This is a genomic window from Natronorubrum aibiense (assembly GCF_009392895.1).
GTDB lineage: Archaea > Halobacteriota > Halobacteria > Halobacteriales > Natrialbaceae > Natronorubrum > Natronorubrum aibiense.
Map to the genome: position 1 here is coordinate 326,264 of NZ_CP045488.1, position 24,348 is coordinate 350,611.

Annotated in this window: 23 protein-coding genes and 1 tRNA gene; 14 read left to right on the top strand and 10 right to left on the bottom strand. The window is 64.9% G+C overall.

The features are described from left to right. The first annotated feature begins 67 nt into the window (after positions 1–67). From GCU68_RS01650 to GCU68_RS01670, 5 genes are all read left to right on the top strand, one after another. On the top strand, positions 68–1,144 hold the full coding sequence (locus tag GCU68_RS01650; RefSeq protein WP_152938733.1) for a ComEC/Rec2 family competence protein: 1,077 nt from the start codon (positions 68–70) through the stop codon (positions 1,142–1,144). Next, on the top strand, positions 1,141–1,413 hold the full coding sequence (locus GCU68_RS01655) for a DUF3006 domain-containing protein (RefSeq protein ID WP_152938734.1): 273 nt from the start codon (positions 1,141–1,143) through the stop codon (positions 1,411–1,413). The genes GCU68_RS01650 and GCU68_RS01655 overlap by 4 nt, the downstream gene beginning before the upstream one ends. Positions 1,414–1,681: 268 nt before the next feature. Beyond that, a complete protein-coding gene (locus GCU68_RS01660) occupies positions 1,682–2,221 on the top strand; it encodes a gamma carbonic anhydrase family protein (protein WP_227014901.1) in 540 nt (179 codons plus the stop codon). Positions 2,222–2,309: 88 nt separating this feature from the next. Further along, positions 2,310–2,777 (top strand): DUF5799 family protein, encoded by a 468-nt coding sequence (locus GCU68_RS01665; protein WP_152938735.1) that lies wholly within the window; start codon positions 2,310–2,312, stop codon positions 2,775–2,777. Positions 2,778–2,860: 83 nt separating this feature from the next. After that, complete coding sequence (locus tag GCU68_RS01670) at positions 2,861–3,151, top strand: DUF7545 family protein (RefSeq protein WP_152938736.1); 291 nt, start codon at positions 2,861–2,863, stop codon at positions 3,149–3,151. Between the two features lie 128 nt (positions 3,152–3,279). Here the strand turns inward: GCU68_RS01670 and GCU68_RS01675 are convergent, their stop codons facing one another. After that, positions 3,280–7,215 carry a DUF7282 domain-containing protein gene (locus tag GCU68_RS01675; RefSeq protein WP_227014903.1) on the bottom strand — a complete coding sequence of 1,312 codons (3,936 nt, stop codon included), beginning with the start codon at positions 7,213–7,215 and terminating at the stop codon, positions 3,280–3,282. Between the two features lie 444 nt (positions 7,216–7,659). Here GCU68_RS01675 and GCU68_RS01680 point away from each other — a divergent pair, with 444 nt between their 5' ends. The 6 genes from GCU68_RS01680 to GCU68_RS01700 all read left to right on the top strand — a co-directional run bounded on the left by GCU68_RS01680 (position 7,660) and on the right by GCU68_RS01700 (position 12,111). Continuing rightward, the gene (locus tag GCU68_RS01680; protein ID WP_152938737.1) at positions 7,660–8,250 is read left to right on the top strand and encodes a biotin transporter BioY; all 591 of its coding nucleotides are present in this window, start codon (positions 7,660–7,662) and stop codon (positions 8,248–8,250) included. Between the two features lie 27 nt (positions 8,251–8,277). Then, positions 8,278–8,982, top strand: a complete 705-nt coding sequence (locus tag GCU68_RS01685) for an energy-coupling factor ABC transporter ATP-binding protein (protein WP_152938738.1) — start codon at positions 8,278–8,280, stop codon at positions 8,980–8,982. A 9-nt stretch (positions 8,983–8,991) separates the two neighbouring features. Further along, complete coding sequence (locus tag GCU68_RS01690) at positions 8,992–9,696, top strand: energy-coupling factor transporter transmembrane component T family protein (protein WP_152938739.1); 705 nt, start codon at positions 8,992–8,994, stop codon at positions 9,694–9,696. A gap of 71 nt (positions 9,697–9,767) precedes the next feature. After that, complete coding sequence (locus GCU68_RS21170; RefSeq protein ID WP_168927060.1) at positions 9,768–9,914, top strand: hypothetical protein; 147 nt, start codon at positions 9,768–9,770, stop codon at positions 9,912–9,914. Further along, a complete protein-coding gene (locus GCU68_RS01695) occupies positions 9,904–11,592 on the top strand; it encodes a sodium/proline symporter (RefSeq protein ID WP_152938740.1) in 1,689 nt (562 codons plus the stop codon). Before GCU68_RS21170 ends, GCU68_RS01695 begins: the two co-directional genes overlap by 11 nt. Then, positions 11,593–12,111, top strand: a complete 519-nt coding sequence (locus GCU68_RS01700; protein WP_152938741.1) for a hypothetical protein — start codon at positions 11,593–11,595, stop codon at positions 12,109–12,111. A 176-nt stretch (positions 12,112–12,287) separates the two neighbouring features. Here GCU68_RS01700 and GCU68_RS01705 read toward each other — a convergent pair. Beyond that, a tRNA-Thr gene (locus GCU68_RS01705) sits at positions 12,288–12,361 on the bottom strand. 110 nt (positions 12,362–12,471) lie between these two features. Continuing rightward, a complete protein-coding gene (locus GCU68_RS01710; protein ID WP_152938742.1) occupies positions 12,472–13,452 on the bottom strand; it encodes a class I SAM-dependent methyltransferase in 981 nt (326 codons plus the stop codon). A gap of 114 nt (positions 13,453–13,566) precedes the next feature. Between GCU68_RS01710 and GCU68_RS01715 the strand changes: the two genes are divergently transcribed. The 3 genes from GCU68_RS01715 (at position 13,567) to GCU68_RS01725 (ending at position 17,016) form a co-directional block, all read left to right on the top strand. After that, positions 13,567–14,019, top strand: a complete 453-nt coding sequence (locus GCU68_RS01715; protein WP_152938743.1) for a Rieske (2Fe-2S) protein — start codon at positions 13,567–13,569, stop codon at positions 14,017–14,019. A gap of 55 nt (positions 14,020–14,074) precedes the next feature. Then, a complete protein-coding gene (gene dph5, locus GCU68_RS01720) occupies positions 14,075–14,887 on the top strand; it encodes a diphthine synthase (RefSeq protein WP_152938744.1) in 813 nt (270 codons plus the stop codon). A gap of 218 nt (positions 14,888–15,105) precedes the next feature. Beyond that, the gene (locus GCU68_RS01725) at positions 15,106–17,016 is read left to right on the top strand and encodes a polysaccharide deacetylase family protein (protein ID WP_152938745.1); all 1,911 of its coding nucleotides are present in this window, start codon (positions 15,106–15,108) and stop codon (positions 17,014–17,016) included. Positions 17,017–17,064: 48 nt separating this feature from the next. Here GCU68_RS01725 and GCU68_RS01730 read toward each other — a convergent pair whose 3' ends face one another. The 7 genes from GCU68_RS01730 to GCU68_RS01760 form a co-directional block, all read right to left on the bottom strand. After that, on the bottom strand, positions 17,065–18,150 hold the full coding sequence (locus GCU68_RS01730; protein WP_152938746.1) for an alpha/beta fold hydrolase: 1,086 nt from the start codon (positions 18,148–18,150) through the stop codon (positions 17,065–17,067). A 116-nt stretch (positions 18,151–18,266) separates the two neighbouring features. Further along, positions 18,267–19,247: an isocitrate/isopropylmalate dehydrogenase family protein gene (locus GCU68_RS01735; RefSeq protein ID WP_152938747.1), complete on the bottom strand. Its 981-nt coding sequence runs from the start codon at positions 19,245–19,247 to the stop codon at positions 18,267–18,269. Between the two features lie 70 nt (positions 19,248–19,317). Then, the gene (locus GCU68_RS01740) at positions 19,318–20,808 is read right to left on the bottom strand and encodes an HTTM domain-containing protein (protein WP_152938748.1); all 1,491 of its coding nucleotides are present in this window, start codon (positions 20,806–20,808) and stop codon (positions 19,318–19,320) included. A gap of 141 nt (positions 20,809–20,949) precedes the next feature. Beyond that, positions 20,950–21,864 carry a DMT family transporter gene (locus GCU68_RS01745; RefSeq protein ID WP_152938749.1) on the bottom strand — a complete coding sequence of 305 codons (915 nt, stop codon included), beginning with the start codon at positions 21,862–21,864 and terminating at the stop codon, positions 20,950–20,952. 152 nt (positions 21,865–22,016) lie between these two features. Next, positions 22,017–22,658 (bottom strand): 3-isopropylmalate dehydratase small subunit, encoded by a 642-nt coding sequence (leuD, locus tag GCU68_RS01750; protein WP_152938750.1) that lies wholly within the window; start codon positions 22,656–22,658, stop codon positions 22,017–22,019. After that, complete coding sequence (leuC, locus tag GCU68_RS01755) at positions 22,655–24,076, bottom strand: 3-isopropylmalate dehydratase large subunit (protein ID WP_152938751.1); 1,422 nt, start codon at positions 24,074–24,076, stop codon at positions 22,655–22,657. The genes leuD and leuC overlap by 4 nt, the downstream gene beginning before the upstream one ends. Continuing rightward, positions 24,073–24,342: a hypothetical protein gene (locus GCU68_RS01760; RefSeq protein ID WP_152938752.1), complete on the bottom strand. Its 270-nt coding sequence runs from the start codon at positions 24,340–24,342 to the stop codon at positions 24,073–24,075. Before GCU68_RS01760 ends, leuC begins: the two co-directional genes overlap by 4 nt. Between the last annotated feature and the right edge of the window lie 6 nt (positions 24,343–24,348).

Here is a 24,348-nt window from a genome sequence, read left to right on the forward strand (position 1 = left end):
TACGCTCGAGTGACAGTAATGTGCGGTGATCACAACCCACATATCCGACGATATCTTCGATTTGGGCATGCAACGCCGACGCGGGGTGGGGGTCGTGATGGTGGCAGGGTTGCTCGTTTTATCGGGTTGTCTCGGCGGCGCTGGCGCGGATGAGGGCGCCGATACTACCGATATCGACGGACAACTCGAGGTCCACCACATCGACGTCGGGCAGGCCGATTCGACGCTGCTCGTGACGCCCACTGGGGAGACGATACTGATCGATACGGGCGACTGGCGAGCGGACGGACAGGAAGTCATCGACTACCTCGAGACGCAGGATATCGACCGGATCGACCACCTCGTAGCGACCCACGCTCACGCCGACCACATCGGCGGCCATGCGGCCGTTATCGAGCATTTCGAAGAGCACGGCGAGGGAGTCGGTGCAGTCTACGATTCGGGTGTTGTCCACACGAGCCAGACCTATGAGGGCTATCTCGATGCCATCGAGGACCACGAGGTCACGTTGATTCAGGTTTCCGAGGGATACACACTGGATCTCGAGGACGAGCGCGTCGAGGCGACTGTGTTGAATCCACCTGAAAACGAGTCCGGGGTCGGCCTCGACGCCAACAGCGTCGCCCTCGCTGTCGAGTTCAGGTCGTTCTCCTACCTGACGACGGGCGACGTCGACGAAACGGCCGAACGGCGACTGCTCGAGACACACGACGACGGCCTCGCGGCCGACGCCTATCAGGCCGGCCATCACGGCTCCTCGACGTCGTCGACACTGCCGTTTCTCGAGCGAGTCGACCCCGAGATCGCCGTCATCTCGAGCCCACTCGAATCCCAGTACGGCCACCCCCACGACGAGGTCCTCGAGTCGTTCGCCGAGCGCGGCATCGAAACGTACTGGACCGGCGTCCACGGCGACGTCGTCCTCACGACGGACGGCAACGACGTAGCCGTCACGGCAGAACGCGAGGCGACGGCCGACCCCGCGGCCTTGCTCGAGCGAAAACACGAGGCCCAGTCGCCGGACGACACGTCGAGTTCGTCGCTGTCGCCACCACGAGTAGCCGAGCGACCGCAGGCAGGTCCGGCAGCGACCACACCGTGGCCGGTGGTTGATACGGCAGTCACCCCTACTGTCGACACATGACCGATTTCGACACCGCAGTCCTCGATCGGCTCGTCGACGACGAATGGGCCGTCCTGTTGCTCGAGGTCGACGGGACAGTGGTCGACGAACGCACGCTCGCCGTCGAGCGACTGCCCGAAGACGGCCGCCACGAGGGAGCCGTGTTCGACGTCGACCTCGAGGGCGAGACACTTCGCGAGCTGACGTACCGATCGTCGGAGACGCGAGACCGGCGGCAAGCGATGCAAGAGCGGTTCGACCGACTCTCGGAGCGATTCGACGAAGAGTAAGTACGCGTTGTGGAGCCGACAGCGGAAGACCGAAGCAGGAGGGGGTGTGGGGTCGACCTAGTGGTGGTTCGGATGTGTGGGATGACACAACGACGGATGCCCTCCGATAGTTCGGTCAGGGTCCGCCGCAAATGGAGATTGTTCTGACGGGATGATAGCCGTGATGCCAACGTATGTTGGAACGCCGATTCGGTGGCGACTGTGGCTGTGTCTCCCCACACAGGACGGCTCGTCGCGTCGAGAGACGCGAAACGGGAGACGTTCGGCAATGAGCATCTTCAAGACAGTTCCCGAAACAGATGCTGACATGTTACGTTCGTTCGACGGAACGGAACCACAGGTTGCTGACTCGGCGTACGTCGACGAGGCGGCGGTCGTGATTGGCGACGTCGTCATTGAGGCGGACGCCAGCGTCTGGCCGAACACGACCCTTCGAGGCGACCACGGCCAGATCGTCGTCGGCGAAGGCGCAAACGTCCAGGACAACGCCGTCCTCCACGAAGACGCAGTCCTCGAGCCGTACTCGACGGTCGGCCACAGCGCCATCGTCCACGACGCGACTGTCGCTGAGCGCGCGCTCGTCGGGATGAACGCCGTGGTCCTCGACGGAAGCCACGTCGGCGAGGGCGCGGTTGTCGCGGCCGGCAGCGTCGTCACCGAAGACACCGAGATCCCGCCGTCGACGCTCGTCGCTGGAACACCCGCCGAAGTGAAAACTGAGATCGACGACCCGCATCTCGGGGCGACGGCCGATCGCTACGTCGAACTGTCGACGAAACACGCAGAGACGTCCGACCGACTCGAGTAACGCGAGTCACGGTCGAGCGGCACCGACACCGGGTCGTGTGTTCGGTCTGATAAAAACGCTGATACAGCCACCACACCAATCGGCTGCTATGAGCGACAACTCGTGGACGGACCGGATCGTCGGCGCGCGAATGACCGTCGATCAGTCGTTTTCGACGCGGATCGCGGACTCGGAGTTTTCGAACCAGCAGTGGAGTCTGATCATGACCGCTACGGAGTTCGAGATGGAACATGCCGACGACCCCGACCGCGCACGGATCGTCGCCAACACCGACAGCGTCGAACAGATCATCCCCGAACTCGACAACATGCCGACTGGAATGGGCGCGATGGGTGGGCAGGGAGCCGGCCAGCAAGGTGGGTCCTCGAGCGGCGGCCTCTTCGGCTCGATCAAGGGCGCGCTCGGGCTGGGCGGTGGCGACGACGGCGACGGCGACGCCGAGAAACTGCGGGCCGCCGAACGGCTCACCCAAGAGTACGCCGAGGAGTTGCAGGCTCACCTCGAGTCGGAAGGGCGCTGGGAGTCGGTCCGAAAGGCGGCAGCCGTCGACGGGTAGCTGTTGACTGTCGGGACCTGCCGTCTGCGGATACACACTCCGAAGCCACAGCACCTATAGGTGCGCTGCCCGACCGTACGGGTATGAGCGATGACGTCGAAACCACGACCGTCTCGATCAGCACCGACGATGACACGACCGACGAAGTGACGATTCCGTCCGGACTCATCGATCTCGTCGCGGAGGGCGACCAGACCGAGGCCGAGACGATCGGCGACGTCGCGCTGCTGTCGTTCGCCAGCCGCGCCCACCATCTCGTCCACCACGGACAGGGCGCAAACGAGGAGCTCGAGGCCCAGGAAGCCCGTATCATGGACCTGTTCGAGGAACGGTTCGGCGTCACCTACGGCGAAGCGACCGGTCACCAGCACTGAGACAGCGACCGCGGAACGACTCGAGCGATTTTTGCCACCACAGTAGGACACCGAGAAAAATGGCCGACGGGATTGGGACGACCACGGCACTGTAGTTCTGTGAGTCAGCCGTTGGCGTCTTCAGCTGACTATCCCGCAGTCCGGGCTATCGTAACACCGACCGAGCCCGGACTACCGGGAACGGGTGAGGATGCCGACTGCCCGGCGAATGGATCGTCAAACGGTCCCTCGTCGAACGGATCATCAGATTGGTCTTCATCGAACGGATCCTCCGTCGGTCCGTCATCCGGTGGCTCGTCGGTCGGCCCCTCATCGAACGGATCCTCCGTCGGTCCGTCTTCCGTCGGCCCGTCTTCCGTCGGCGGGTCCGGCTCATCGACCGACTCGATCGTCACCGTCGTCTCGACGAGTTCGGTCTCGCTCGAGACAGTAACCGGGTACTCGCCGGGCTCGAGTGCGGCGGTGTCCGCGGTGAGCGTCAGCGTCTCCGCCGCGCCGGGCTCGAGCGAGACCGTCGCGGCATCGACGACAGTGTCGCCGACGGCGAGTTCGATCTCCTGGGTACCCGCCTCGCCGCCGACGTTCTCGACCTCGATGGCGACCTCGAGCAGCGTTCCCTGTTCGACGGAATCGGTCGTCTCCGTGATTGAGACGGCGAACTCGGCCGGTTCGCTCGGCACGATCTCGCCGGCCGTCGCGGTCGTCGCGGGGTCGACGGCGTCCGCGTCGTAGTCGTATCTGGTCATGTCGACCGCCCAGACGAGCCGCTCGTCGTCGCTTTCAGGCGTCCACTCGACGGAGAACGTGTTCTGTCCGGGCTCGAGTTCGTCGACTGGCTCGTCCGCGGTCGCCCCCTCAACGAACTCGCTGTCGACGAGCAGGGCCGCGTCGTTCGGGTTCTCGTAGCCGAAAGTGACCTCGATGCCGTCCTCGGTCGGCGTCGTCTCCTCGACGCTGAGTTCGGGGAGTTCGGGGCGGACGTCCTCGAGACACGCCTCTGCGTCGGGGTTCGGGTAGTCAATCTCGCCCGGCGTCGCGTCGGGCGAGGCGACACCGGTGATTGCGGCACCAAAGTCGCCCTCGGGAACGGTAACGGTCGCACCGTCGTCGGTCTCGGTGACGGTGAACTCGTCGCCGGTCTCGTACGTGATCGTTCCCTCGAACGGCGCGTCGACGTCCTCGCCGATCGTGATCGCGTACTCGCCCATCGTGTTGCCGAAGCCGCCCGACTCGTAGAACCCGGTGGCGACGATGACCGTCTCTCCGTCCTCGAACGAGCCCGTCACCTCGGCTTGCGAGCAGTCGGTAAACTCGACGTCGAACGCTGTCGGCTCGTCCTCGAGCGTGTACTCGACGGTCTCGTTCTCGAGGACCTGTTGATCGTCTAGCTCCGCGAGTGACACCACGGCCACCTCGAGCGTCGAATCGGTCTCGAGTGGCGGCTTGAGGTCGAGATCGACGGCCGACGCGGTCTCGTTTCGCTCGAACGGCTCGCTCTCTACGAGTTGCTCGCCGTCCTCGTCGGTGACGGTGAGCGCGTAATCGACCGACGCAGTCGCCTCGTCGACGGTGAGCGTTTCGCCGTCGCCCGTCTGATCGGCCACCTCGAGCGTGGCGAGTTCCGCTCCCTCCTCGTCCGTCTCGTTCGTGTCATCGACTGGCTCCGCTCCCTCCTCGTCCGTCTCGTTCGTGTCATCGACTGGCTCCGCTCCCTCCTCGTCCGCGAGCGTGTACTCGAGGGATTCGGTCGCGAGTTCGTCACCGTCGGGACCGATAACGGAGACGTCGACGGTCGTGGAGTCCTCGAGCGGCGGCTCGAGGGGGAGTTCCAGATCAGTGATCGTCTCCTCGGCCTCGAACGTATCACTCTCGACGATCGTGTCGTCGGCGGTGGCCGTGACAGTGAACTCGACGTCGGCGCTCGCCTCGTCGACGACGAGCGTCTCGCCATCACCCTCCTGATCGCTCACCTCGAGGGTCGCGTCCGGCTCGTCGTCGTCCGCCGATTCCTCGGGCTCGTCAGTTCCCTCGGATTCCTCGACGCCGTCGACCGCACCACCGGTCACCAGCGCCGTATCGAGGATCGGACCGCCGCCGGGAGCGACGTACGGCTCGTCCTCCGCGCCGTCCGTCTCCGCGTACTGGAACGTCTCGTCGCCGGTCGTGTCGTGGTGGACCACTGCGACGAGCGATTGCTCGCCCTCGAGTGGGTCCTCGAGATCGATCTCGACGTCGCTGTGCGATCCGGGTTCGAGGTACGCAGACGCGCCGACCACAGCAGCCGGATCGACGGTGCCGTCGTCGTAGAGCGCCACGAAGCCGCCTTCTGAGAGGTCGACAGTGTCGATGACGACCGCGTCGTCGTCGCGCTCCTGGTCGGTGAACGAGACCGTCGCTTGGCCCTCGAGGGCGTCGATCTCCTCGACGCGTTGCTCGAGGTCGGCCTCGAGGAACTGGCTGAGGTCGGCAGTCGCCGCGTCGTCGTCGACCCCTTCCTCGACCGCGTACGCCGTGGCGTCGGCTGCGGCGTCCGACGTGAGTACCTGCAACTGCGTGATGCTGATCTGCTGGTACTGTACCACTCGGGCCGTCTCCTGACCGGCACTGCTGGCTGCGAGCTGGAGCTGTTCGACGGTCGCTTCCTGGGATTGTTCCAGCACGCCGCTTGCGCTGCCCGCGGCAAGCACCTGAACTTGCGTCACGTCGACGACCTGCCGCTGGATCACGGCACCCTGACCCGCACCGAACGCAGCGGCCTGAATCTGTTCGATTTCGACGGTCTGCGACTGGATCGCCGTCCCAACCGCGCCCTGTGCGGCACCGACAGCGGCGGACTGGATCTGTGTGATCGAAATTTCCTGGTACTGGACGAGCACCCCGCCGGCAGCCCCGTCAGCAGCGGCCTGAATCTGCTCGACCGATGCCTCCTGACTCTGGCTGATTGCTCCCTTGGCCGCGCCGAAGGATGCCTCCTGAATCTGCGTGATCGAGATCCGTTGGACCTGTTCGATACTGATCGACTGGACCTGTATCAACGCCCCTTTGCTCGCTCCGCGTGCGGCGGCCTGTGTCTGCTCGACCGAGACTTCCTGATGCTGGACCAGCGCTCCCTTCGCAGCCCCGGTCGCGGCCTTCTGGATCTGTTTGACCGTCGCCCGCTGGTACTGTCCGACCTCGATACGCTGTTCTTGCTCGAGGACGGTCTCGCTGCTCCCCTCGAGCGCGCCCGCGGATGCACCCGCGGCCGCGTTTTGGACATGATCCAGAGTGATCTGCTGGCGCTGTTCAGCCGTAATCTTCTGGTACTGCTCGAGCACGCCGTAGGATGCGCCCTGTGCGGCTTCCTGGATCTTCGGCGCGTGGGTGATGTCTTTATCCCCGGCCTCGCTCGCCGCTCCGGCGGCCCCGCCGCGGGCTGCGACCTGAATCTGCTCGACGGTCACGCGCTGTTCCTGAGCAATCGCGCCGTGTGCGGCCCCCCACGTCGCACTCTGCATCTGGCTCGCCGAGACCGTCTGGGATTGAGCGAGCGCGCCGTCGGTCGCCCCGCTGACGGCGTACTGAACCTGTTCGGCTTCGACCTGCTGGGCTTGCATCAGCGAGCCGTGGACAGCCCCCGTCGTCGCCTCCTGAACCTGCCCGACGTCGGCTTGCTGATGCTGGATGACCGACTCACGTGCGCCCTCGAGCGCCGCCGCTCGTTGCTCTTGCGTTACTTCGACACCCTGCGATTGGGCCAGTTCGATGCCCTCATCGACGCCGGCCTCGACAGCGTCTTCTTGTTGGATCGACAGCGACCCCTGGGTGCCGCTGGTGGCGTCTGTCTCCACCGTTGACTCCATCGACACCAGTTCGAGGTCGCTGGCAACGCTGTCGGAACTGGAGCCGAGTTCGGTCTGTGAGCCGTCCGCCGACTCTGGCGATTCGCCGGCCGTGTCGTGCGTACGCTCGTCATTGCCATCATCGGTCGGAACGAACCCACCACCGAGCATGGGCAGTGCCATCGCACTCGTCATCAACAGCGCAACGACGAGCACCACGGCGATCGCACCCCGACTGCTCATGACTCGAGTCCCCCACGGGCGGTCGTGGTCGGCTCCCAGCCGATCGCTACCCCACCGAGGGCCGACTGCTGTCTCCGGGACGCCCCCTGATAGTGTCGACTGTTAATAGTTCGCATGAATAACATCGGTTTCCCACCACCGGTCTGACCGAGTCAATAAGCCCCGCTGGTCGTTTCAGTTAGGCGAGAGACACAATACGAGGTTATCGTCACCGGACGCGACAGTTCGAGCGAGTCGATCGCCGACCGGTGTCGAGACCATCGCCGCCGAGCCCCCGTTGGGTCGGCTAACTCGAGTGGCCAGTAGGATGAGAGGTAGCGGCCTGTTTCGGGCCGTACACAAGCGCCCCGAGTTACGTCGAACCTTTCGACGGTCGACGACGAGTGGCTGTCGCGCGTCTCGGAAACCGAAGTGTTGAACTAGGTTTACGAGAGTGACGGTGGTATGGCAACGGAACACAACTCGGTCGCGCTCGTCGACGGCGACGTCGTTCGTCAGTTCGCTCGAGCGGCACTGCTCGCAGCGCTGCTCGGTGCGGCAGCGCCCGTCTCGATCCCGATCCCGCTATCGGCGGCACCACCGATCACCTTACAGGTGCTGTTCGTCTTCCTCGCCGGTCTCGTCCTGGGGCCGGTCTGGGGACCCATCTCGCTGCTCCTCTATCTCGCTGCGGGAGCCATCGGGCTGCCCGTCTTCTCGGGGATGAGTGCGGGACTCGGCGTACTGGTCGGCAACACGGCCGGCTACCTCTGGTCGTACCCGCTCGCCGCCGGCCTGATCGGACTCGTGATCCATCGGGACACCGAGCTTCGAGATCCTGCTGCCGTTTCGCTTCCGGTCGTCATCGTCGCGCTCGTCGCCGGGACGATCCTCATCTACGGCATGGGCACCGGCTACATGGCCTGGCTCCTCGAGATCGGGGCGTGGGAGGCGATCACTCTCGGCGCGCTGCCGTTTATCCCCGGCGAACTGCTCAAGATCGCCGCGGCGATCGCGATCGTCAAAAGCGGCCGCATCGGGCCGGTTCGATCGTGAACGGGCGACACCAGCCGCCAACCTCAAATGATTGAGTTTCGGTCCGTCACCTACGCGTTCGACGACGTTCCCGTTCTCGAGGACGTCTCACTGTCGATCGATGACGGCGAGTTCGTCCTCTTCGCGGGGGCCAACGGCAGCGGGAAGACGACGCTGTTGCGCCACTGCAACGGCCTGCTCGAGCCCGATTCTGGCGACGTGCTCGTCAATGGAACCCCTGTTGCGGACGACCTGATCGCCGCCCGCTCGAGCGTCGGGATGGTCTTTCAACACCCTCGCGACCAGTTCGTCGCCGCGACGATCGGTGCCGACGTCGCCTTCGGGCCCGAAAACCTCGGCCTCTCGCGCGAGGCGATCGATCGGCGAGTCGAAACCGCCCTCGACGCCGTCAACATGGCCGGTCGCGGCGACGAGCGCATCGACGCGCTCTCGGGGGGCGAACAGTCCCGCGTGGCCATCGCGGGCGCACTCGCGATGAACCCGGACCATCTCGTCCTCGACGAACCCTTTACCGGACTCGACGACCCCGCTCGGCGGTCCGTTCTCGAGCGCATCGAGTCGCTCTCCATCGACGGCACCGGGGTTCTATTGACGACCCACGACCTCCGAGACGTCGTCGGCCTCGCCGACCGTATCGTCGCCATGAAAGACGGCCGCGTCGTGGTCGACGACTCGCCCGAACGCGCACTCGAGGCACTGGCGGGACTCGACGTTCGCGTCCCCGACACCTAACCACCGACGATGCTTACCTACGCCCCTGACGACACGCTCGCCCACCGGCTCGACCCCCGCTCGAAGCTGGCGCTCCAGATCGGCTTCGCGACGACGGCGCTGGCCCACACCAGTCCACGGGCGCTACTCGCCCTCTCCGTCGTAGCCGGGCTGATCCTCGTTTTCGCCCGACTGTCGGTGCTCGAGGCACTCTACGCCTACCGCTTTGCGCTCGTCATCCTCGCGGTCGCGCCACTGGTTTCAGGATTGACCCTCGGTGCGCCGTGGTTCGATTCCACGGACGCGGGAACCTCCGCACGAGCGAGCTACCGAGTCCTGCTCATTTTGCTCGTCAGCGCAGCATATATCCGCTCGACGCCGGTGCGAGCGTCTCGAGCCGCGATCCAGCGGACGATCCCCGGCAAACCCGGACAGGTGCTCGGTATCGGCGTCGCGCTCGTCTTCCGGTTCCTGCCGGTCTTGCAGGCGGATCTCCGAACGATCCGCGACGCGATGGCGGCCCGGCTGGGCGACGAGCGCGGCGTTATCGACCGCGCCAGCACGCTCTCGTTGCTCGCGCTCTCGAGGGCGTTCGACCGAGCGGATCGACTCGCACTCGCCTTACAGGCGCGCTGTTTCGCTTGGAACCCCACACTGCCCGCGCTGACGTTTTCACGGGTCGACTACCCCGCGCTCGGACTGGCCGTCGTCCTCGCCGTGTCCGCGTTCTACTAACTCGAGCGTCAGCGGACCGATGGAATTCTCCCTCGACGGGCTTATATCCGGGAGGTGTCGACACGACAATAATGCTATCGAGTGGTTCGGTCGATCTATTGTGGCTGTTTGGCCCCTTCGTGGTGTATCTCGTGATGCTCGGCGTCTACTACGTCTGGGAGGGGCGGCGAGAAAAGCGACTGCAAGAGCGATACGAGGAGGCGGAGTATGGCCAGTGAGGGAATCGCCGGCTCGGCCGGCATCTGGGTCCTCGGAACGTTCGCAGCGTACCTCCTCGTTCTGCTCGGAATCGGGCTGTACGCGTCCCAACTTATGGACTCAGTCGACGACTACGTCATCGGTGGCCGAAGCGTCGGCCCCGTCGTTACGGGCTTTTCCGAACGCGCCTCCGAGATGAGCGGGTGGCTCACGCTCGGCGTTCCCAGCGACGCGTTCGGAACGGGTGTGATGGCCTTCTACAACGGGCTCGGCATGATCCCCGCCGACCTGTTCGCGTGGGCCGGGCTCGCAAAGCGCCTCCGGAAGTACACGGAGATCGTGAAAGCGGTCACGCTGCCGACCTTCTTCGAGACGCGTCTGCAGGACGACACCGGGCTCGTCAAAGGCGTCTCCGCGTTCGTGTTGATGATCTTCGAGGGCGGGTACGTGGGTGCCCAGATCGTCGCCGCCGGGACGCTGCTGGAAGTGCTCACCGGCGTCGAGCCGCTGGTCGGAATCCTCGCGGGCGGTGTCATCGTTGTCGGGTACACCATCCTCGGCGGCTACTTCGCCGTCGCGTGGTCCGACTACTTCCAGGGAGCCATCATCCTGATCGCGTTCATCGTCTTGCCGGTACTTGCGTTCACCACCTACGGATTTCCGTTCAACGACCTCGCCTCGGTCGGGAGTTCGTACACGAGCGTCACGGCCGGGATGACCGGCTGGGCAGCGATCTTCGGCATCATCAGCTATGCTGCTATCGGGCTCGGCATCCCCGGGAACCCGCACGTGATGGTGCGGTTCATGGGGATCGACGAGGTGAAGAACATCCGGCTGGCGGCGCTGGTCGCCCAACTGTTCATGTTCGTCGCCTACATCGGCGCCGGCTTCGTCGGACTGTACGCGCTGGTCGCCTTCGGCCAGGGCGGCATCGACGACCCGAACAACGTCATGCCGATGCTCACGCTCGAGTTCTTCCCCGGAGCTATTGCAGGGATCATCCTCGCAGCGGCCCTCGCCGCAATGATGTCCAGCGCCGACTCGCAGCTGCTCGTCGCGACCAGCGCAATCGTCGAGGACGTCTATCACGGCTACATCAATCCGAACGCGAGCCAAGAGAAATTGGTTCGGTACTCACAGGCCGTGACGCTCGGTCTCGGTGCGGCGAGTATCGCCTTCGCCTACCTCGCCAAGGACACCCCGATCTACACGCTCGTCCTCGACTACGCCTGGGGCGGTCTCGGCGCAGCGATCGGGCCGACGCTGATCGCCGCACTGTGGTGGAAACGCGTCACCGCCGAAGGCTCCGTCGCGAGTATGATCGTCGGAACGACGACGATGATCCTGTGGACCCAACTGTCGACCGTCATCGAGGCCGTCGGACTCTCCGGCGCAGTCGAGAGCTCCTCGTTCCTCACCGGTCTCGTCGACGTCTACGGCCTGTTCCCGGCGTTCGTCCTCTCGACAACGACGCTCATCGCCGTCTCACTTCTCACGCGCCCGCCAGAGGGCGTCGACAACCACTTCGACGTGTTCGACAAACCGCTCTCGGCGCTCTCGAGCGCCGAGAGCCAGACGGGAGCACCCGAGTACGTGACCGACGGCGGTCGCGACATCAACCCGAAGGCCGTCACGGAGACCGACAACATTCGCGCCCACGTCGCTGCCAGCGACTACTGGCAGGAGGGCGACGAGTAGATGAGCGAGAGTGACGGCCACCGACGCCGGATCGGCTCCACGGACCTCGAGAGCGGCCACTGCGAGCGTACGGCCCTGTCTGTCATCACCCCGTCGGTGGAACGCGACGACGTCGACTCGAACGGCCGCGTCGGGGCCGTCGCGTATCCCTATCGCGTCTACGATGCGACCGCGACCGTCGAGCGGCCGCTGATCGCGGACCGCGACATCTCGTACGTCGTCACCGTCGATCGATCGCGCCGGCTCGCGGTCCGGGCCGACACGGTCCCGGAGACGACGACGCGAACGCTAGACGACGTCCTCGTCATCCCGTCGGAACTCTCCGACGTAGAGACCCGCGAAAAGGCCGAGGACGCCGTGTTTACCTGGACGCTGCGAACGGTCGCCGTCAGCTCCACACCGGCAGTGTCCTTAGAACGGGCTGTCGACGCCTACAAACTGTTCTGGATCGCGTCCCGATCGGACGGCGACGTCATCGTCGACAGCGTCCGCGGAACCGAGTCGCCGCTGGCAGACTGACGCGACTCGAGCGACGAGTTGCGTCCCTCGGAACTCCCGACACGCCGCAGAACCGATCAATAATCCATCTCACGGCATGCTCGAGGGAGAACGCGTGAACACTACCCGTTCGTCGTTCCGTTCGATTCGTGCCGGAACAGCGCACCGGCTCACGAGTTTGTTCGTCGCAGAAAGCAAGCCGGTGGAGGGATTTGAACCCTCGACCTAATCCTTACGAAGGATTCGCTCTGCCAGTCTGAGCTACACCGGCACACCATCGGTCTATCACTGTCCGATGCGAGTGCATTCATTCGTAGGGTCGATACCAGTCATAAGGATTGCGAATCGCCGTGGTTGTGCGATTGGGTCCCGTGGCCGTCCTTATCGCTCGAGTCGGACATCCAGACAGACGTTGAGCTCGTGTGGTGCGTACGAACGGACCGTATGCCGGGTTTCGACGCTGACCTCGTACTCGGGTTCGGCGACCGCACGGATCGCGCGCTCGCCGGGACCGAAGGGGTCGTCTTCGTGCTGGATGTCGTAGTAGTGAATCACGCAGTCATCGCCCGCGAGGGTGGCTGCGGTCTCGAGGAACTCGTCGGCGCTGTGAGGGAGGTTCATCACGAGGCGGTCGGCCCACCCCTCGTACTCGGCGGCGACCTCGCGGACGTCCGCACAGATCGCCGTTACCCGCTCTTCGACGCCGTTCCGGCGGGCGTTCTCGCGCAGATACTCGATCGCGTCTTCGTTGACGTCGACGCCGACACATTCTGCGCCGCGTTTCGCGAAGGGAATCACGAACGGACCGACGCCGGCGAACATGTCGAAGGCCTGTTCACCCTCGCTCACCTGCTCGGCGACTCGATGGCGCTCGGTCGCGAGCCGCGGCGAAAAGTAGACTTCGGCGAGGTCCAGTGCGAACTCACAGCCGTACTCGCGGTGGACGACCTCGGTATCCTCGCCCGCGAGCAGGTCCCAGTCGCGCACCCGCGTCTCGCCTTTGACCTTCGATTGCTTGTTCAACACCGTGTCAACGGGTAGATCCGACTCGAGGACGGCGTCGGCGATCCCGCGGGCACGCTCGTCGTCGTCCTCGTCGAGCAAGACGGCCTTGCCGAGTCGCTCGTAAGAGGGGTCGAACCCGAGCACGTCGGCGGGCGTCGTCTGCGTCTCGCGCTCGGGGACGGTCATCGAGACCAACTCGAGCGAATCGGGCACCGCGTCGGGGTCGGTAACCGGTACGTAGAGGCACCCATCCTCGACGGTCAGTTCGTACTCGTCGTCGATCAGGTCCGCGTCCGCCAGTTCGCGACGCGTCTGCTCCCCCTCCTCGAGCGAAACGCGGACACACGGCACTTCCATACCCCCGAAAAGCCGGTCGTCCGCCGTAACGGTGACGTTTCGCGGCGGCCGTGAGGACGGCCTCGAGCCACCGAGCCGGTAAACGGTTTTCAGACTGGCAATGCTAGCGATCCTATGCAGGAACTCACGACCGTGGAAACGGTCCACGAGGAGGGCTCGTGGCTGTTCACGGTTCGAAATCAGTACGGCGAGCAGGAGGAGGTCATCCTCGTCCCCTGCGACGACGCTACCGAGCAGGGCTCGACGAGCAGTCGGCCTGCGGCCGACGACGGCGTCGCGGCGTGGATCAACCGCTGTACGCACGAAGCACAGCGATTCGATACGGGACGGGGCGTCCCGATGCGCGACGGCCAGCTCATCTGTCCCCGACACGGGTCGATGTTCGACGCGTGTTCGGGCCACTGCGACAACGGCGACGCCGCCGGGACGACACTCCCCTCGGTCGACATCACCGTCAGCGCCGACAACACCGTGTATCTCACCGACGACGACACGACGTTCCTCCACGAGGGTAGCAGCGACGGGGACGACGACGGCCCCGACTCGACCTCACACATCTCGTTGTGAGCGCCCGCGACGGCCGACTCGAAAGGTTATAGCGGGTTTGTCGACTAGCGGCGCTATGCTCACCTTCATCGGTCTCGGGCTCTACGACGAACGTTCGATCACCGTCGAGGGCCAAGAGGCGCTTCGCGACGCCGACCGAGTCTACGCCGAGTTCTACACCAGCAAACTGATCGGCACGACCGTCGCGGACCTCGAGTCCCACCACGACGTCGACATCGAGGTTCGCGACCGCGCGGGCGTCGAACAACACCCCGACGACATCCTCGACGCCGCCGAAACCGAGGACGTCGCCTTCCTCACCGCGGGCGATACGATGATCTCGACGACCCACGTTGACCTGCGTTTGCGCGCTCACGACCGGGGCATCGAGACGCGGGTGATCCACGGCGTGACCGCCCAGACAGCCACGAGCGCACTGACCGGCCTCCAGAACTACCGCTTCGGGAAGGCGACGACGTTGCCGTTTCCCTACGCCCACGGCGCTGACGGGCTTCCCGCGAGCGTGACGAGAACGATCGACGACAACCGCGAGGACGGCCTGCACACCGTCGTCTACCTCGACATCAAAGTCGACAACGAAGCCGCGACGAACCGTCTCGAGGGCGACGAGACGATCGAGGAGTACATGACTGCCGACGTGGCCGCGGCACTGCTCGCCGAGGAGTATCCCGACCTCGTCGGCGTCGTCGTCGCCCGCGCGGGCAGTCCGGACCCGCTCGTCGACGCCGATACGATGGCCGCCCTCGCAGACCGCGAGTTCGGCGACCCGCTGCACCTGCTCGTGATCCCTGGCGACTGTCACCTGCTCGAGGCCGACGCGCTGGTCGAACTCGCCGGCGTCGATCGGGCCGATCTCGACGTCGTTTGAGACGATCAGCGGCCCGTATGAAGCGTTTGAAACGGAACTGAACGCCGCTCGAGTCCGGTTCTGGATCGCGTTCTAAAACCGCTAGAAACGGCCTGAAATACGTCTTAACAAGTTGATAAACGGTTTCGATCGGATGCGATTCTGGATTGCATCAGCGGCGGGTCGTTTAACAGCTCTATTAACAAGTACTCTGGCTGGCACGTCTCTGGTAACGACAGATGAACGACGAACGCAACTCGAGCGACGGGCGCTCTCGACGGTGGCTGTTGACCACTGCCGGAGCGACGTCGGCTGCGCTGGCAGGCTGTACGGATTTCCTCTCGGAGGCGGACTCCGTGGCGGATGGAGTCTCCTCACAGGGCGGTGACGACGAGAGCGGCGCTGGCGCCGCCAGCGGTTCGATCCGCTGGCCCGCGATCGACGAGGGCGAATCGCTCTCCGACTTCGAGGATCTCAACGAGTGGAACGCGTGGAAGACCGACCTCTCAGCCGCGCCCGACGAGGCGCGGATCGGTACCCAGGCAGCCGTCATGGAGAGCGACGAGCGGGAGGCCAGTATCAACCTCCGCTTCCCCGACGGGCTCGACCTCCGCGAGTGGGATACCTCCCTCGCCGTCAAGCCGGAAGCGGCGAACAAGATCGTCGTCGAGTTCCTCGCGCCGGATCGAGACGCGCGGCTCAACACCGTCCGGACGATTCCCGACGAGTTCGACGGCTGGTTCCGCCTCGACTGTGGCTACGAGCACAAGCCGGAGGGCGAGCCGGATCTGTCGAACGTCACCCGAATCAACATCGTGGCAGTAGGACCGGGAGACGGGAAAACGAGAATGCTCGTCGACGACCTCCGTCGAACCAAGGGAGCCGACAACGGCAAAGCGATCCTGGCGTTCTACGGCGGCCACGACTCCCACTACGACATCGCCGCGGAGATGCTCGAGGAGCGCGGCTGGGCGGCTGCGGTTCCGGTCAGCCCTGACCGAATCGGCGATCAGGGCCGGATGGGGCGGGCCGAACTTAGCGAACTCCAAGGTCGTGGCTGGGACGTCTGCTCGTACCCACGAGTGTCGATGGCGCTCCCGGAGATGCCCGAAAGCCGACAGCGACAGGTCCTCGAGACCAACCGCGATATGCTCAAATCGGAGGGGTTCGAAGACGGTTCGCGGCATCTGTTCATCCCCGATGACCGGATGGATGCGACGACCAACGAGCTCATCAGAGACGTCTACGACTCGGCGTTCCTCTTTGGCTCCTGTACGTCCGGCATCCCCCCGACCGGGATGCACACGATCCCGCTGATCTGGGGGCCTGCGCTTCACAACGGCGTACGTCGCCACATCAACCTCGCCGATCAGTATCAGGTCCTCACCGTACTTCGAATCCCGCGAATCGTCGACGAAGAGGACGTCCACCCCGACGCGAACAAGATGTCACTCGACGACTTCGAACACCTGCTCAACCACATCGAGCACCGCGGACTCGACGTCATCACGCCGTCGGATCTCGTCGACGGGACGTTCGAGTCCGACGACGAAGACGACGAGGTCGTCGACGACGGTCGACCGACAGGGACGATCATCGAAGCGGGCCAGTCCTACGCGTTCGAAGGGTCGGAGTCATCCGAATCACTGACCATCGACCTCGACGAGGGCGTTCTCAGCGCGAGTTTCTCCCACAAGGGCGACGGCGACTTTACCGTCGAACTGATGCCAACGGGCGACGGTCGCGACGACTCGCTGGTAACCACTTCCGGAATCACCGCCGGCGAGTCGATCGCCGCGGTCGAAAGCGGAACGTATCGACTCGAGGTCGACGCCGACGGCACGTGGTCGATCGACCTCTTCCAGCCGGAGGTTCACGCCGACGACCTCGACTCGCTCCCGGTCGAGGCAAGCGGCTCGGGATCGGGCTTCGTCGGGCCGATCTGGACCGACACCGACGTCAGACTCGAGGTGTCCCACGACGGCGACGGTGACTTCGTCGTCGACGGCTACGGTGCCGACGGCAGCAAAGAATCGATCGTCAACAAGACCGGCACGTTCGACAACTCGCGATCGTACCGCGCCGGCGGGGCCGTCTGGATCAACGTCGAGGCCAGCGGCGACTGGACGCTCGAGGTCACCGACTCGTAGACAGTCGTCGCTTCGATTCTATTCTGCGTCCCGTCTCGAGCGAACCGCTCACCCCTCGAGAACCGTCTCGAGGCGATCCAAAAATTCGCCGGGCACCTCGAGGTGTGGCGTGTGGCCGGTGTTGCCGAAGACGACCTCCTCGAACTGGCCGCCGGCGTCGGCGTAGGACTCGAGGACGGCTCGCGTCTGGTCGACCATCGGCTGAGGCGGGAAGATGTCCTCGCCGGGCCAGTCCGGCATCGCACCCATCTCACCGAGCGTGCCGGCGTCGAACAGCGACTCGTTGGAGACGATCTGATCCGACGCGCCGCGGATCCAGGTGATCGGTGGTTTCTGATCGGGGTCGATTTCGGTGATCGACTCGAGCGAGCAGTACTTCGGCGAAACCGCGTTGTTGACGCCAGTCTCGCCCGGCGCAACCCCGGGCCAGTTCTCACTCGGCGTCGCGTCGCCCGGATAGTTCTCGTCGCCAGTGGCCGTATCGAGCATGCCGGTCAGGTACGATTCTTCTCGCTCTGGATCGAACTCGTGGGTCGGATTGACGTAGTACGTTCGCAACACTTTCCGCGGCGACGACTCCCCACCCTCGCTGCGGTCGCGATCCGCGAGGCCGGCGACGAACTCGTCGTTGCCGAGGCCGCCGCCGGAGCCCGCGTAGTCGTCGAAACAAGGCGTTCCCTCGAGGTCTTTCGTCCCACCGAAGCCGTAGGGCGAAAGCGGGTTGATGAGGACGAGCGAGTCGATGGCGTCGGGGTTGTCGATCGTATACCGCATCGCGACCCCGCCGCCGTTCGACCAGCCGACGAGCGTCAGGGGCGGGTCGGGCTCAAGGTCGGCGAGCAGCGCCCGGAGGTCGCCCTCGAAATCGCCGAGCCCGTTCGTCGCATCGACGGCTTTCGGCTCCGAATCGCCGTACCCCCGCAGATCGGGGGCGATCGCCCGATACCGGGGCGGCAGGTCCGCTATAACGTCCTCGAAAAACCGGGAAGAGGAGACGTTGCCGTGGAGGAATACGACGGTGCCGTCGGTGCCGACTGTCTCGCTTCGTCCGCCCGATTCGAGGACGTGCGTCTCGAGGCGGTCGGTGTCGATGAGACGTGAGCGGACGCCGGCGAGGGTGTCGTCTCGAGTCATGGACGGGCGCTACCACGTGACCCGTTATAACGGTAAGCCAACTGATGGTCGAAAGAGCAGGATTGTTCAAAAACCACTGCGGCGACGGTCGATTCGGACCGTGGCGACGTGGTGTCCTACAGGCGGTCGATGACCGCTTCGGTCACGTCCTCAGTCGACGCGTCGCCGCCCAGATCCGGCGTTCGCGGACCCTCCTCGAGTGTCGCCTCGACGGCCTCGTTGATGGCGTCGGCCTCTTCGTCGTAGCCGAGATACTCGACCAGCATCGCGGCGGAAATGATCGCCGCAGCCGGATTCGCGACGCCTTCGCCGGCGATGTCGGGTGCGGTGCCGTGGACGGGCTCGAACAGCGCGCGCTCGGTGCCGACGTTGGCGCTGGGCAAAAGCCCGAGCCCGCCGACGAGGCCGGCTGCGAGGTCCGAGAGGACGTCGCCCGCGAGGTTCGGACAGACGACGACGTCGAACTGCTCGGGGTCGAGACAGACGTGCGTCGCGAAGGCGTCCATCAGCACTTCGTCAGTCTCGACGCCGTGCTCGTCGGCGACCTCGGCGACGGTGTCGCGGAACAAGCCGTCGGTCTCGCGCATGACGTTTGCCTTGTGGACGATGGTGAAGCCGTCGTGGTCGTCGGTGTCGACGTAATCGCAGGCGAACTCGGCGAGCTCTCTCGAGGCGGACTCGGTGACGACGCGGGTCAGCGTCGAGACGTCGTTGGTCAGGCGGTCCTCGTGGCCCGAGTAGACGCCTTCCGTGTTCTCTCGCAGGAAGACCAGATCCGTCTCGGGGCGGACGGCGTCGATGCCGGGGTACGCCTTCGCGGGGCGGATGTTGACGAACGAGCCGACTGCATCTCGGAGCGGCAGGATGACGTCGGCTGCCGTCTCGCCGGCCGCACCGAACAGCGTCGCGTCAGCTGACGCCGCCAGCTCGTAGGTCTCCTCGGGCAGCGCCTCACCGGTTTCCGCTTTCACTGCGTCGCCTGCGTCGGCTTCGACGAACTCGAAGTCGATATCGAGCGCCTCGAGGACCTCAATCGCGGCTGGTGTGACTTCCTGTCCGATTCCGTCGCCAGGGATGACGGCGATTTCGTGAGTCATGTCTGCATCTCTCTGGGGGTGAGAAAAGAGGGTATCGATACTGGCGACGCTGACCGACGCAACTCGGTGCTCAACAGTCGTACTCTATGCGTTCGTAGACTGTCGGCTCACTGACTGGGCCGTCAGGGTCGACGGGCTGTTCGACGAGCGAGATGGTCAGCGAGTCGACCTCGCGGTCCCTCCGTTGACAGAGGTACGCGGCCGCCGATTCGTACTGCGTCTCGTCGGCGTAGCGTAGCTCCATCCCGTAGCGTTTCCAGAGCGTGCTCGGATACGTCTCCGCGGCGGTCGGCGGCCGGTCGCGGCGTGCGTTGGCGATGTCGACAGTCTCGCCGGACTCGAGGGTCCCCTCGACGGCGTACCAGCTGTGTGCCGACGGCGGAGTTGGTGCGAAAAACGTCCAGCCCGCCTCGTCGAGTTCACCCTCCACCGCCGGCGTGTCGACGACGCCGATTCCAGCTGCCTGCCAGAGCAGACTCGAGATCAGCAGACACGCGACGAGCCCGGAGGCGACGAGACGACGACCGCGCCGAAGGCGAGACGGAGCGCCGTCTCCCGTCGTGTTCGCGGGCGCACCGTCACCGTCGACCGTCGAGCGAGCACCGAATCCGTTCTCGGTCTCGAGACCGAACACGGTGACGAGTCGCTCGAGCCGATCCCAGACTCCCAGTGGGAGGAACAACAGCAGGCCAGCGATCATGACGAACGGGAACACGCCCAGCCGCATCGTCGCCGCCATCCCGAGGTGTGTCGCGCCGAACGCCGCCACGAGCGCGATGCGACGCCACCCGGTGACGACGAGCAACAACGCGCCGGCGGTCAACACGGCCGTCCAGAGCCAGTTGATCGCGGCGAGTGCCGTCGGGTACGCCGAAAGCGCCGGTCCGAGCAGTGTGAGATACTGGTTCAACTGAAAGATCTGCTGGACCGCCGTGCCGTCCATCCACGGCTCGCTCTGAAACTTGAGCACCGCGTTCGTCACGTAGATGGCCACGAAATGCACCAGAATCGCCACCGTTGCGACCGAACACACGCGGCGACCGCGACGGTCGGGCTGGCGACGGCCCTCAAGCGACCACCGGTCCTCGAGCGGGAGGAACAGGCCAAAAAGAAGAAAGCTGAGCAGGATCGTGTCACCGCCGTTAACGAGATGCGGATTACGGGCGTGCAGCGACGCGAACAGGACGAGTGAGCCAAGCGTCGCGAGGCGGGTTCGATAACCGACGAGCAAGAGGAACGCGAACCCGCCGGCGATCGCGAACAACACCGCCTGGAACCACGCCGCCCCGGACAGCGCGTGGATCGACATCCGTCCGACCGTCGGATACGCCTCCAGAAGCGTCGACCGCGGAAAGACGCCCGCGTCGGTGTAGAACGTGCCCAGTCCCGGCAGCCGGAGGACCGCGAGATCGGCGAGCAAGAGCACGCCGAGTACGATCCGGAACGCACCGAGGGCTCGCGGGTCGATGCCAAGACGTGACTCGAGGACCGCTCGGAACGACTCGAGACCCCTCGAGTGTCGCTGCTTGGTAGTTGTTCGATCCGTTGGAGGGACAGTCATTGGGGCTGAAACCGAAGTTGCCCTGGATTGTCAACGGTACTATAAGTGTTTTCTCCCTTTCGACGCCGTCACACTCGGAGACGGGGTCGGTCGGCGACTCGAACACAGTCGACTCACCCCAGCCTGCCGGTCACGGCACTGTCAGGGGCTACTAACACCGGAGGTCAGTCCCACCGCGTCGGCGATCGCACGCCGTTTGAGCAACACGAACCCGACGGCGACGAGGGCGAACCCGGCGATAGTCGCCGCACCGATCGACTCACCGAGCAGGAAGACGCCCGCCACTGTCGCGACGATCGGGACCACGTACGCGACCAGCGCTGCCTCGAATGCGCCGTGTTCCTCGAGAATCCGAAAGTAGATGAAGAAGGCGATCGCCGTCGAGAAGACGCCGAGATAAACCAGCATGGCGATCGCCATCGGGGCGATCGCGTCGGCGGACGGAAACTCGCCGGCTAGCAGGCTGCCGGCGTGTAAGACGAGCCCGCCCACGAACATCGACCAGCCGACGAGTGGAACGCGTTCGATGGTCGGGCCGGCCCGCTGGACCACCACGCCGCCGAGGGCGACGCTGGCGACCTGTCCGACGACGAGCAACCGAGCGACGGTGTCGCCTGCGAGCAGGTTCGCCGGATCGGGCTGGACGACCAGTCCGATGCCGAGGAAGCCGACAGCAGCGCCGACGGCACCGACCGCCGAAAGGCGTTCGCCGAGCAGCAAGATCGCCCACAGTGCGGTGATGATGGGGACCAGACCCTGCAAAATGGCGGCGACGCCGCTGGGGACGGTCTGCTGGCCGATGAACAACAGGCCGTTGCCAGCGACGAGAAAGAGTCCGCCGCCCGCGATCGCGGCGAGGTTGTTCCGTCCGGTGGGCCACCACTCGTCGGTCAGCGTGACGGCAGCCACTAACAGCAAGGCGGCCGCGATGTCGTATCGGAAGGCGGCGAACAAAAGCGGCGGAAGATACTCGAGGCCAACCGCGATTGCGGGAAACGACAGCCCCCACAAGACGGCGAGCAACAGGAACAGCGACACATCGAGGGCTCGAGACATACCGTATACAGGCGTGGATCTCCGAAAGCGCTGGCGATTTCGGAACCTATCGCCGCCGGTCACCGTTCGAGACGCCTGCGTGAAAACGACACTCGAGTCCGCTCGAGTGCGGTGGTCGGTTCGAAAGCGGCGAAGCCGCGATTGGCTTGGCGTTACTCGGCCTCAGGGATCGCCGCGTCGTCGACGTACGGCAGTTCCTGGGCCTTCTTACGGACTTCGCCGGCGTTGGACTTCATCAGCGCCGTCGTGTCCCAGACACCGTCGACCAGGGCCTTGCGCTGGGCCTCGTCGACGGTGACGTCGATCGTGTCGTCGCCGTAGGTGACCGTCTCGGCTTCAACGTCGATGTCGATCTCCTCGTCAGGGTGCTCGTCGACCCAGTCCTGCAGTTCCTGGATCGTCTCGCTGTCGGCCGTCACGGTCGGGATGCCGAGGGCGAGACAGTTGCCTGCGAAAATCTCGGCGAAGCTCTCGCCGATGATCGCGTCGATCCCCCAGCGCATCAGCGCCTGCGGGGCGTGTTCGCGCGAGGAGCCACATCCGAAGTTGCTGTTGACGACCATCACCGACGAACCCTGGAACCGATCCTCGTTCATCGGGTGGTCTTTCTGGTTGTCGTCGTCGTCGAATCGCAGGTCGAAGAAGGCGAACTCACCCAGCCCATCGAAGGTGACGACCTTCATGAATCGCGCAGGGATGATCTGGTCGGTGTCGATGTCGTTGCCTCGGATCGGGATCCCCGAGCCGGAGACGGAATCGACTTTCGGAATCTCGACGTCGTCGGTGTCAGTCATACAGTGGTCACCTCCTTCAGTTCGCGCACGTCAGTTACTTCCCCGGTGACCGCCGCCGCGGCGACCATCTGCGGGTTCATCAAGACGGTGCGGCCGTCCTTGCTACCCTGTCGGCCGACGAAGTTCCGGTTCGAGGAGGAAGCAGAGGCCTCGTCGCCCTCGAGTTGGTCTTCGTTCATGCCGAGACACATCGAACAGCCGGCGTTGCGCCACTCGAAGCCGGCCTCCTCGAAGATGTCTTTCAGGCCCTCCTCCTCGGCAGTGTGCTGGACGCGCTGGCTGCCGGGGACGACCAACGCACGGACGTCGTCGTCGACCTGTCGGCCGTCGATGATCTCGGCGGCACGGCGCAGGTCGGGCAGACGGGCGTTCGTACAGGACCCGAGGAAGGCAACGTCGATGTCGTAGCCTTCCATCGTCTCGCCGGGTTCGACGCGCATGTGCTCCTGTGCGCGTCGGGCCGTGTCCTGTTTCTCCTCGGGCAGGTCCTCGGGGGCCGGAATCGGCTCGGTGACGCCGACGCCCTGTCCGGGCGTGGTCCCCCACGTGACGACTGGCTCGAGTTCGTTCGCGTCGATGGTGACGACGTCGTCGTACTCGGCATCGTCGTCGGATTTGATCGACTCCCAGTACGGTTTGAGTTCGTCGAACTTCTCGGGGTTGTCCTGGAAGTAGTCGGTCTCCTCGAGCCACTCGTAGGTGGTCTCGTCGGGGTTGACGTAGCCCGCGCGAGCGCCGCCTTCGATCGACATGTTACAGATCGACATCCGACCCTCCATGCCGAGGTTCTCGATGGCCTCGCCAGCGTACTCGTAGACGTAGCCGACGCCGCCTTCGGTACCGAGTCGGCGGATGATCTCGAGGATGATGTCTTTCGCTTCGACACCCTCGCCGAGTTCGCCGTCGACCTGAATCTTGCGGACCTTCTGTTTCTCCATCGCGACGGTGCCCGTCGCGAGCACGTCCCGAATCTGAGAGGTCCCGATCCCAAAGGCGAGCGCGCCGAACGCGCCGTGGGTCGAGGTGTGGGAGTCCCCACAGACGATCGTCTTGCCGGGCTGGGTGAGCCCCTGCTCTGGACCGATGACGTGGACGATCCCCTGATCGCCCGACGTCGGGTCCGAGAAGTCGATGCCCGCCTCGCGGACGTTCTCCTCGAGTTCGGCCATCATCTCCTCGGCGGCGTCTTCTTCGTACGGTCGGGACTGGTCGGCCGTCGGCACGATGTGGTCGACCGTCGCGTGAGTCAGCTTCGGATAGGCGACCTCGAGGTCGCGCTCGCGGAGCATCCCGAACGCCTGCGGACTCGTGACCTCGTGGATGAGGTGCAGCCCGATGAACAGCTGATCCTGTCCGGTCGGCAGCGTGGTGACTTTGTGTCGATCCCAGACCTTGTCGTACAGTGTTCCCTCACTCATTCTACGTCCTCTACGGCGTCTTCGTCTTCGTGTTCGCTGCCGCGTTCGAAGACGCGGTTTGCGTCGGCCGCCTGTTTCGGCGGCGTGTGATCGACGTCTTTCATCGTTCGGTTCTCTGTTTTGCCGTTCGAATCGGTCGCGCTCGGCTCACCGCCGTCCGTCGCGACGGTCGGGCCGCGGCTGAACAGTCGGCCAGCCGTTTCCCCGGTGTAGGGGTTGGTGTGGCTGACGTCAGCCATCGTCTCTGTCGTGTCGTGTTCGCTCATTGTGTG

What these genes read in the sequence shown, in the direction of transcription:
- GCU68_RS01650 (WP_152938733.1), top strand. Translation starts at nt 68, where the DNA reads ATGCAACGCCGACGCGGGGTGGGGGTCGTGATGGTGGCAGGGTTGCTC.
- GCU68_RS01655 (WP_152938734.1), top strand. Translation starts at nt 1,141, where the DNA reads ATGACCGATTTCGACACCGCAGTCCTCGATCGGCTCGTCGACGACGAA.
- GCU68_RS01660 (WP_227014901.1), top strand. Translation starts at nt 1,682, where the DNA reads ATGAGCATCTTCAAGACAGTTCCCGAAACAGATGCTGACATGTTACGT.
- GCU68_RS01665 (WP_152938735.1), top strand. Translation starts at nt 2,310, where the DNA reads ATGAGCGACAACTCGTGGACGGACCGGATCGTCGGCGCGCGAATGACC.
- GCU68_RS01670 (WP_152938736.1), top strand. Translation starts at nt 2,861, where the DNA reads ATGAGCGATGACGTCGAAACCACGACCGTCTCGATCAGCACCGACGAT.
- GCU68_RS01675 (WP_227014903.1), bottom strand. Translation starts at nt 7,215, where the DNA reads ATGAGCAGTCGGGGTGCGATCGCCGTGGTGCTCGTCGTTGCGCTGTTG.
- GCU68_RS01680 (WP_152938737.1), top strand. Translation starts at nt 7,660, where the DNA reads ATGGCAACGGAACACAACTCGGTCGCGCTCGTCGACGGCGACGTCGTT.
- GCU68_RS01685 (WP_152938738.1), top strand. Translation starts at nt 8,278, where the DNA reads ATGATTGAGTTTCGGTCCGTCACCTACGCGTTCGACGACGTTCCCGTT.
- GCU68_RS01690 (WP_152938739.1), top strand. Translation starts at nt 8,992, where the DNA reads ATGCTTACCTACGCCCCTGACGACACGCTCGCCCACCGGCTCGACCCC.
- GCU68_RS21170 (WP_168927060.1), top strand. Translation starts at nt 9,768, where the DNA reads ATGCTATCGAGTGGTTCGGTCGATCTATTGTGGCTGTTTGGCCCCTTC.
- GCU68_RS01695 (WP_152938740.1), top strand. Translation starts at nt 9,904, where the DNA reads ATGGCCAGTGAGGGAATCGCCGGCTCGGCCGGCATCTGGGTCCTCGGA.
- GCU68_RS01700 (WP_152938741.1), top strand. Translation starts at nt 11,593, where the DNA reads ATGAGCGAGAGTGACGGCCACCGACGCCGGATCGGCTCCACGGACCTC.
- GCU68_RS01710 (WP_152938742.1), bottom strand. Translation starts at nt 13,452, where the DNA reads ATGGAAGTGCCGTGTGTCCGCGTTTCGCTCGAGGAGGGGGAGCAGACG.
- GCU68_RS01715 (WP_152938743.1), top strand. Translation starts at nt 13,567, where the DNA reads ATGCAGGAACTCACGACCGTGGAAACGGTCCACGAGGAGGGCTCGTGG.
- dph5 (WP_152938744.1), top strand. Translation starts at nt 14,075, where the DNA reads ATGCTCACCTTCATCGGTCTCGGGCTCTACGACGAACGTTCGATCACC.
- GCU68_RS01725 (WP_152938745.1), top strand. Translation starts at nt 15,106, where the DNA reads ATGAACGACGAACGCAACTCGAGCGACGGGCGCTCTCGACGGTGGCTG.
- GCU68_RS01730 (WP_152938746.1), bottom strand. Translation starts at nt 18,150, where the DNA reads ATGACTCGAGACGACACCCTCGCCGGCGTCCGCTCACGTCTCATCGAC.
- GCU68_RS01735 (WP_152938747.1), bottom strand. Translation starts at nt 19,247, where the DNA reads ATGACTCACGAAATCGCCGTCATCCCTGGCGACGGAATCGGACAGGAA.
- GCU68_RS01740 (WP_152938748.1), bottom strand. Translation starts at nt 20,808, where the DNA reads ATGACTGTCCCTCCAACGGATCGAACAACTACCAAGCAGCGACACTCG.
- GCU68_RS01745 (WP_152938749.1), bottom strand. Translation starts at nt 21,864, where the DNA reads ATGTCTCGAGCCCTCGATGTGTCGCTGTTCCTGTTGCTCGCCGTCTTG.
- leuD (WP_152938750.1), bottom strand. Translation starts at nt 22,658, where the DNA reads ATGACTGACACCGACGACGTCGAGATTCCGAAAGTCGATTCCGTCTCC.
- leuC (WP_152938751.1), bottom strand. Translation starts at nt 24,076, where the DNA reads ATGAGTGAGGGAACACTGTACGACAAGGTCTGGGATCGACACAAAGTC.
- GCU68_RS01760 (WP_152938752.1), bottom strand. Translation starts at nt 24,342, where the DNA reads ATGAGCGAACACGACACGACAGAGACGATGGCTGACGTCAGCCACACC.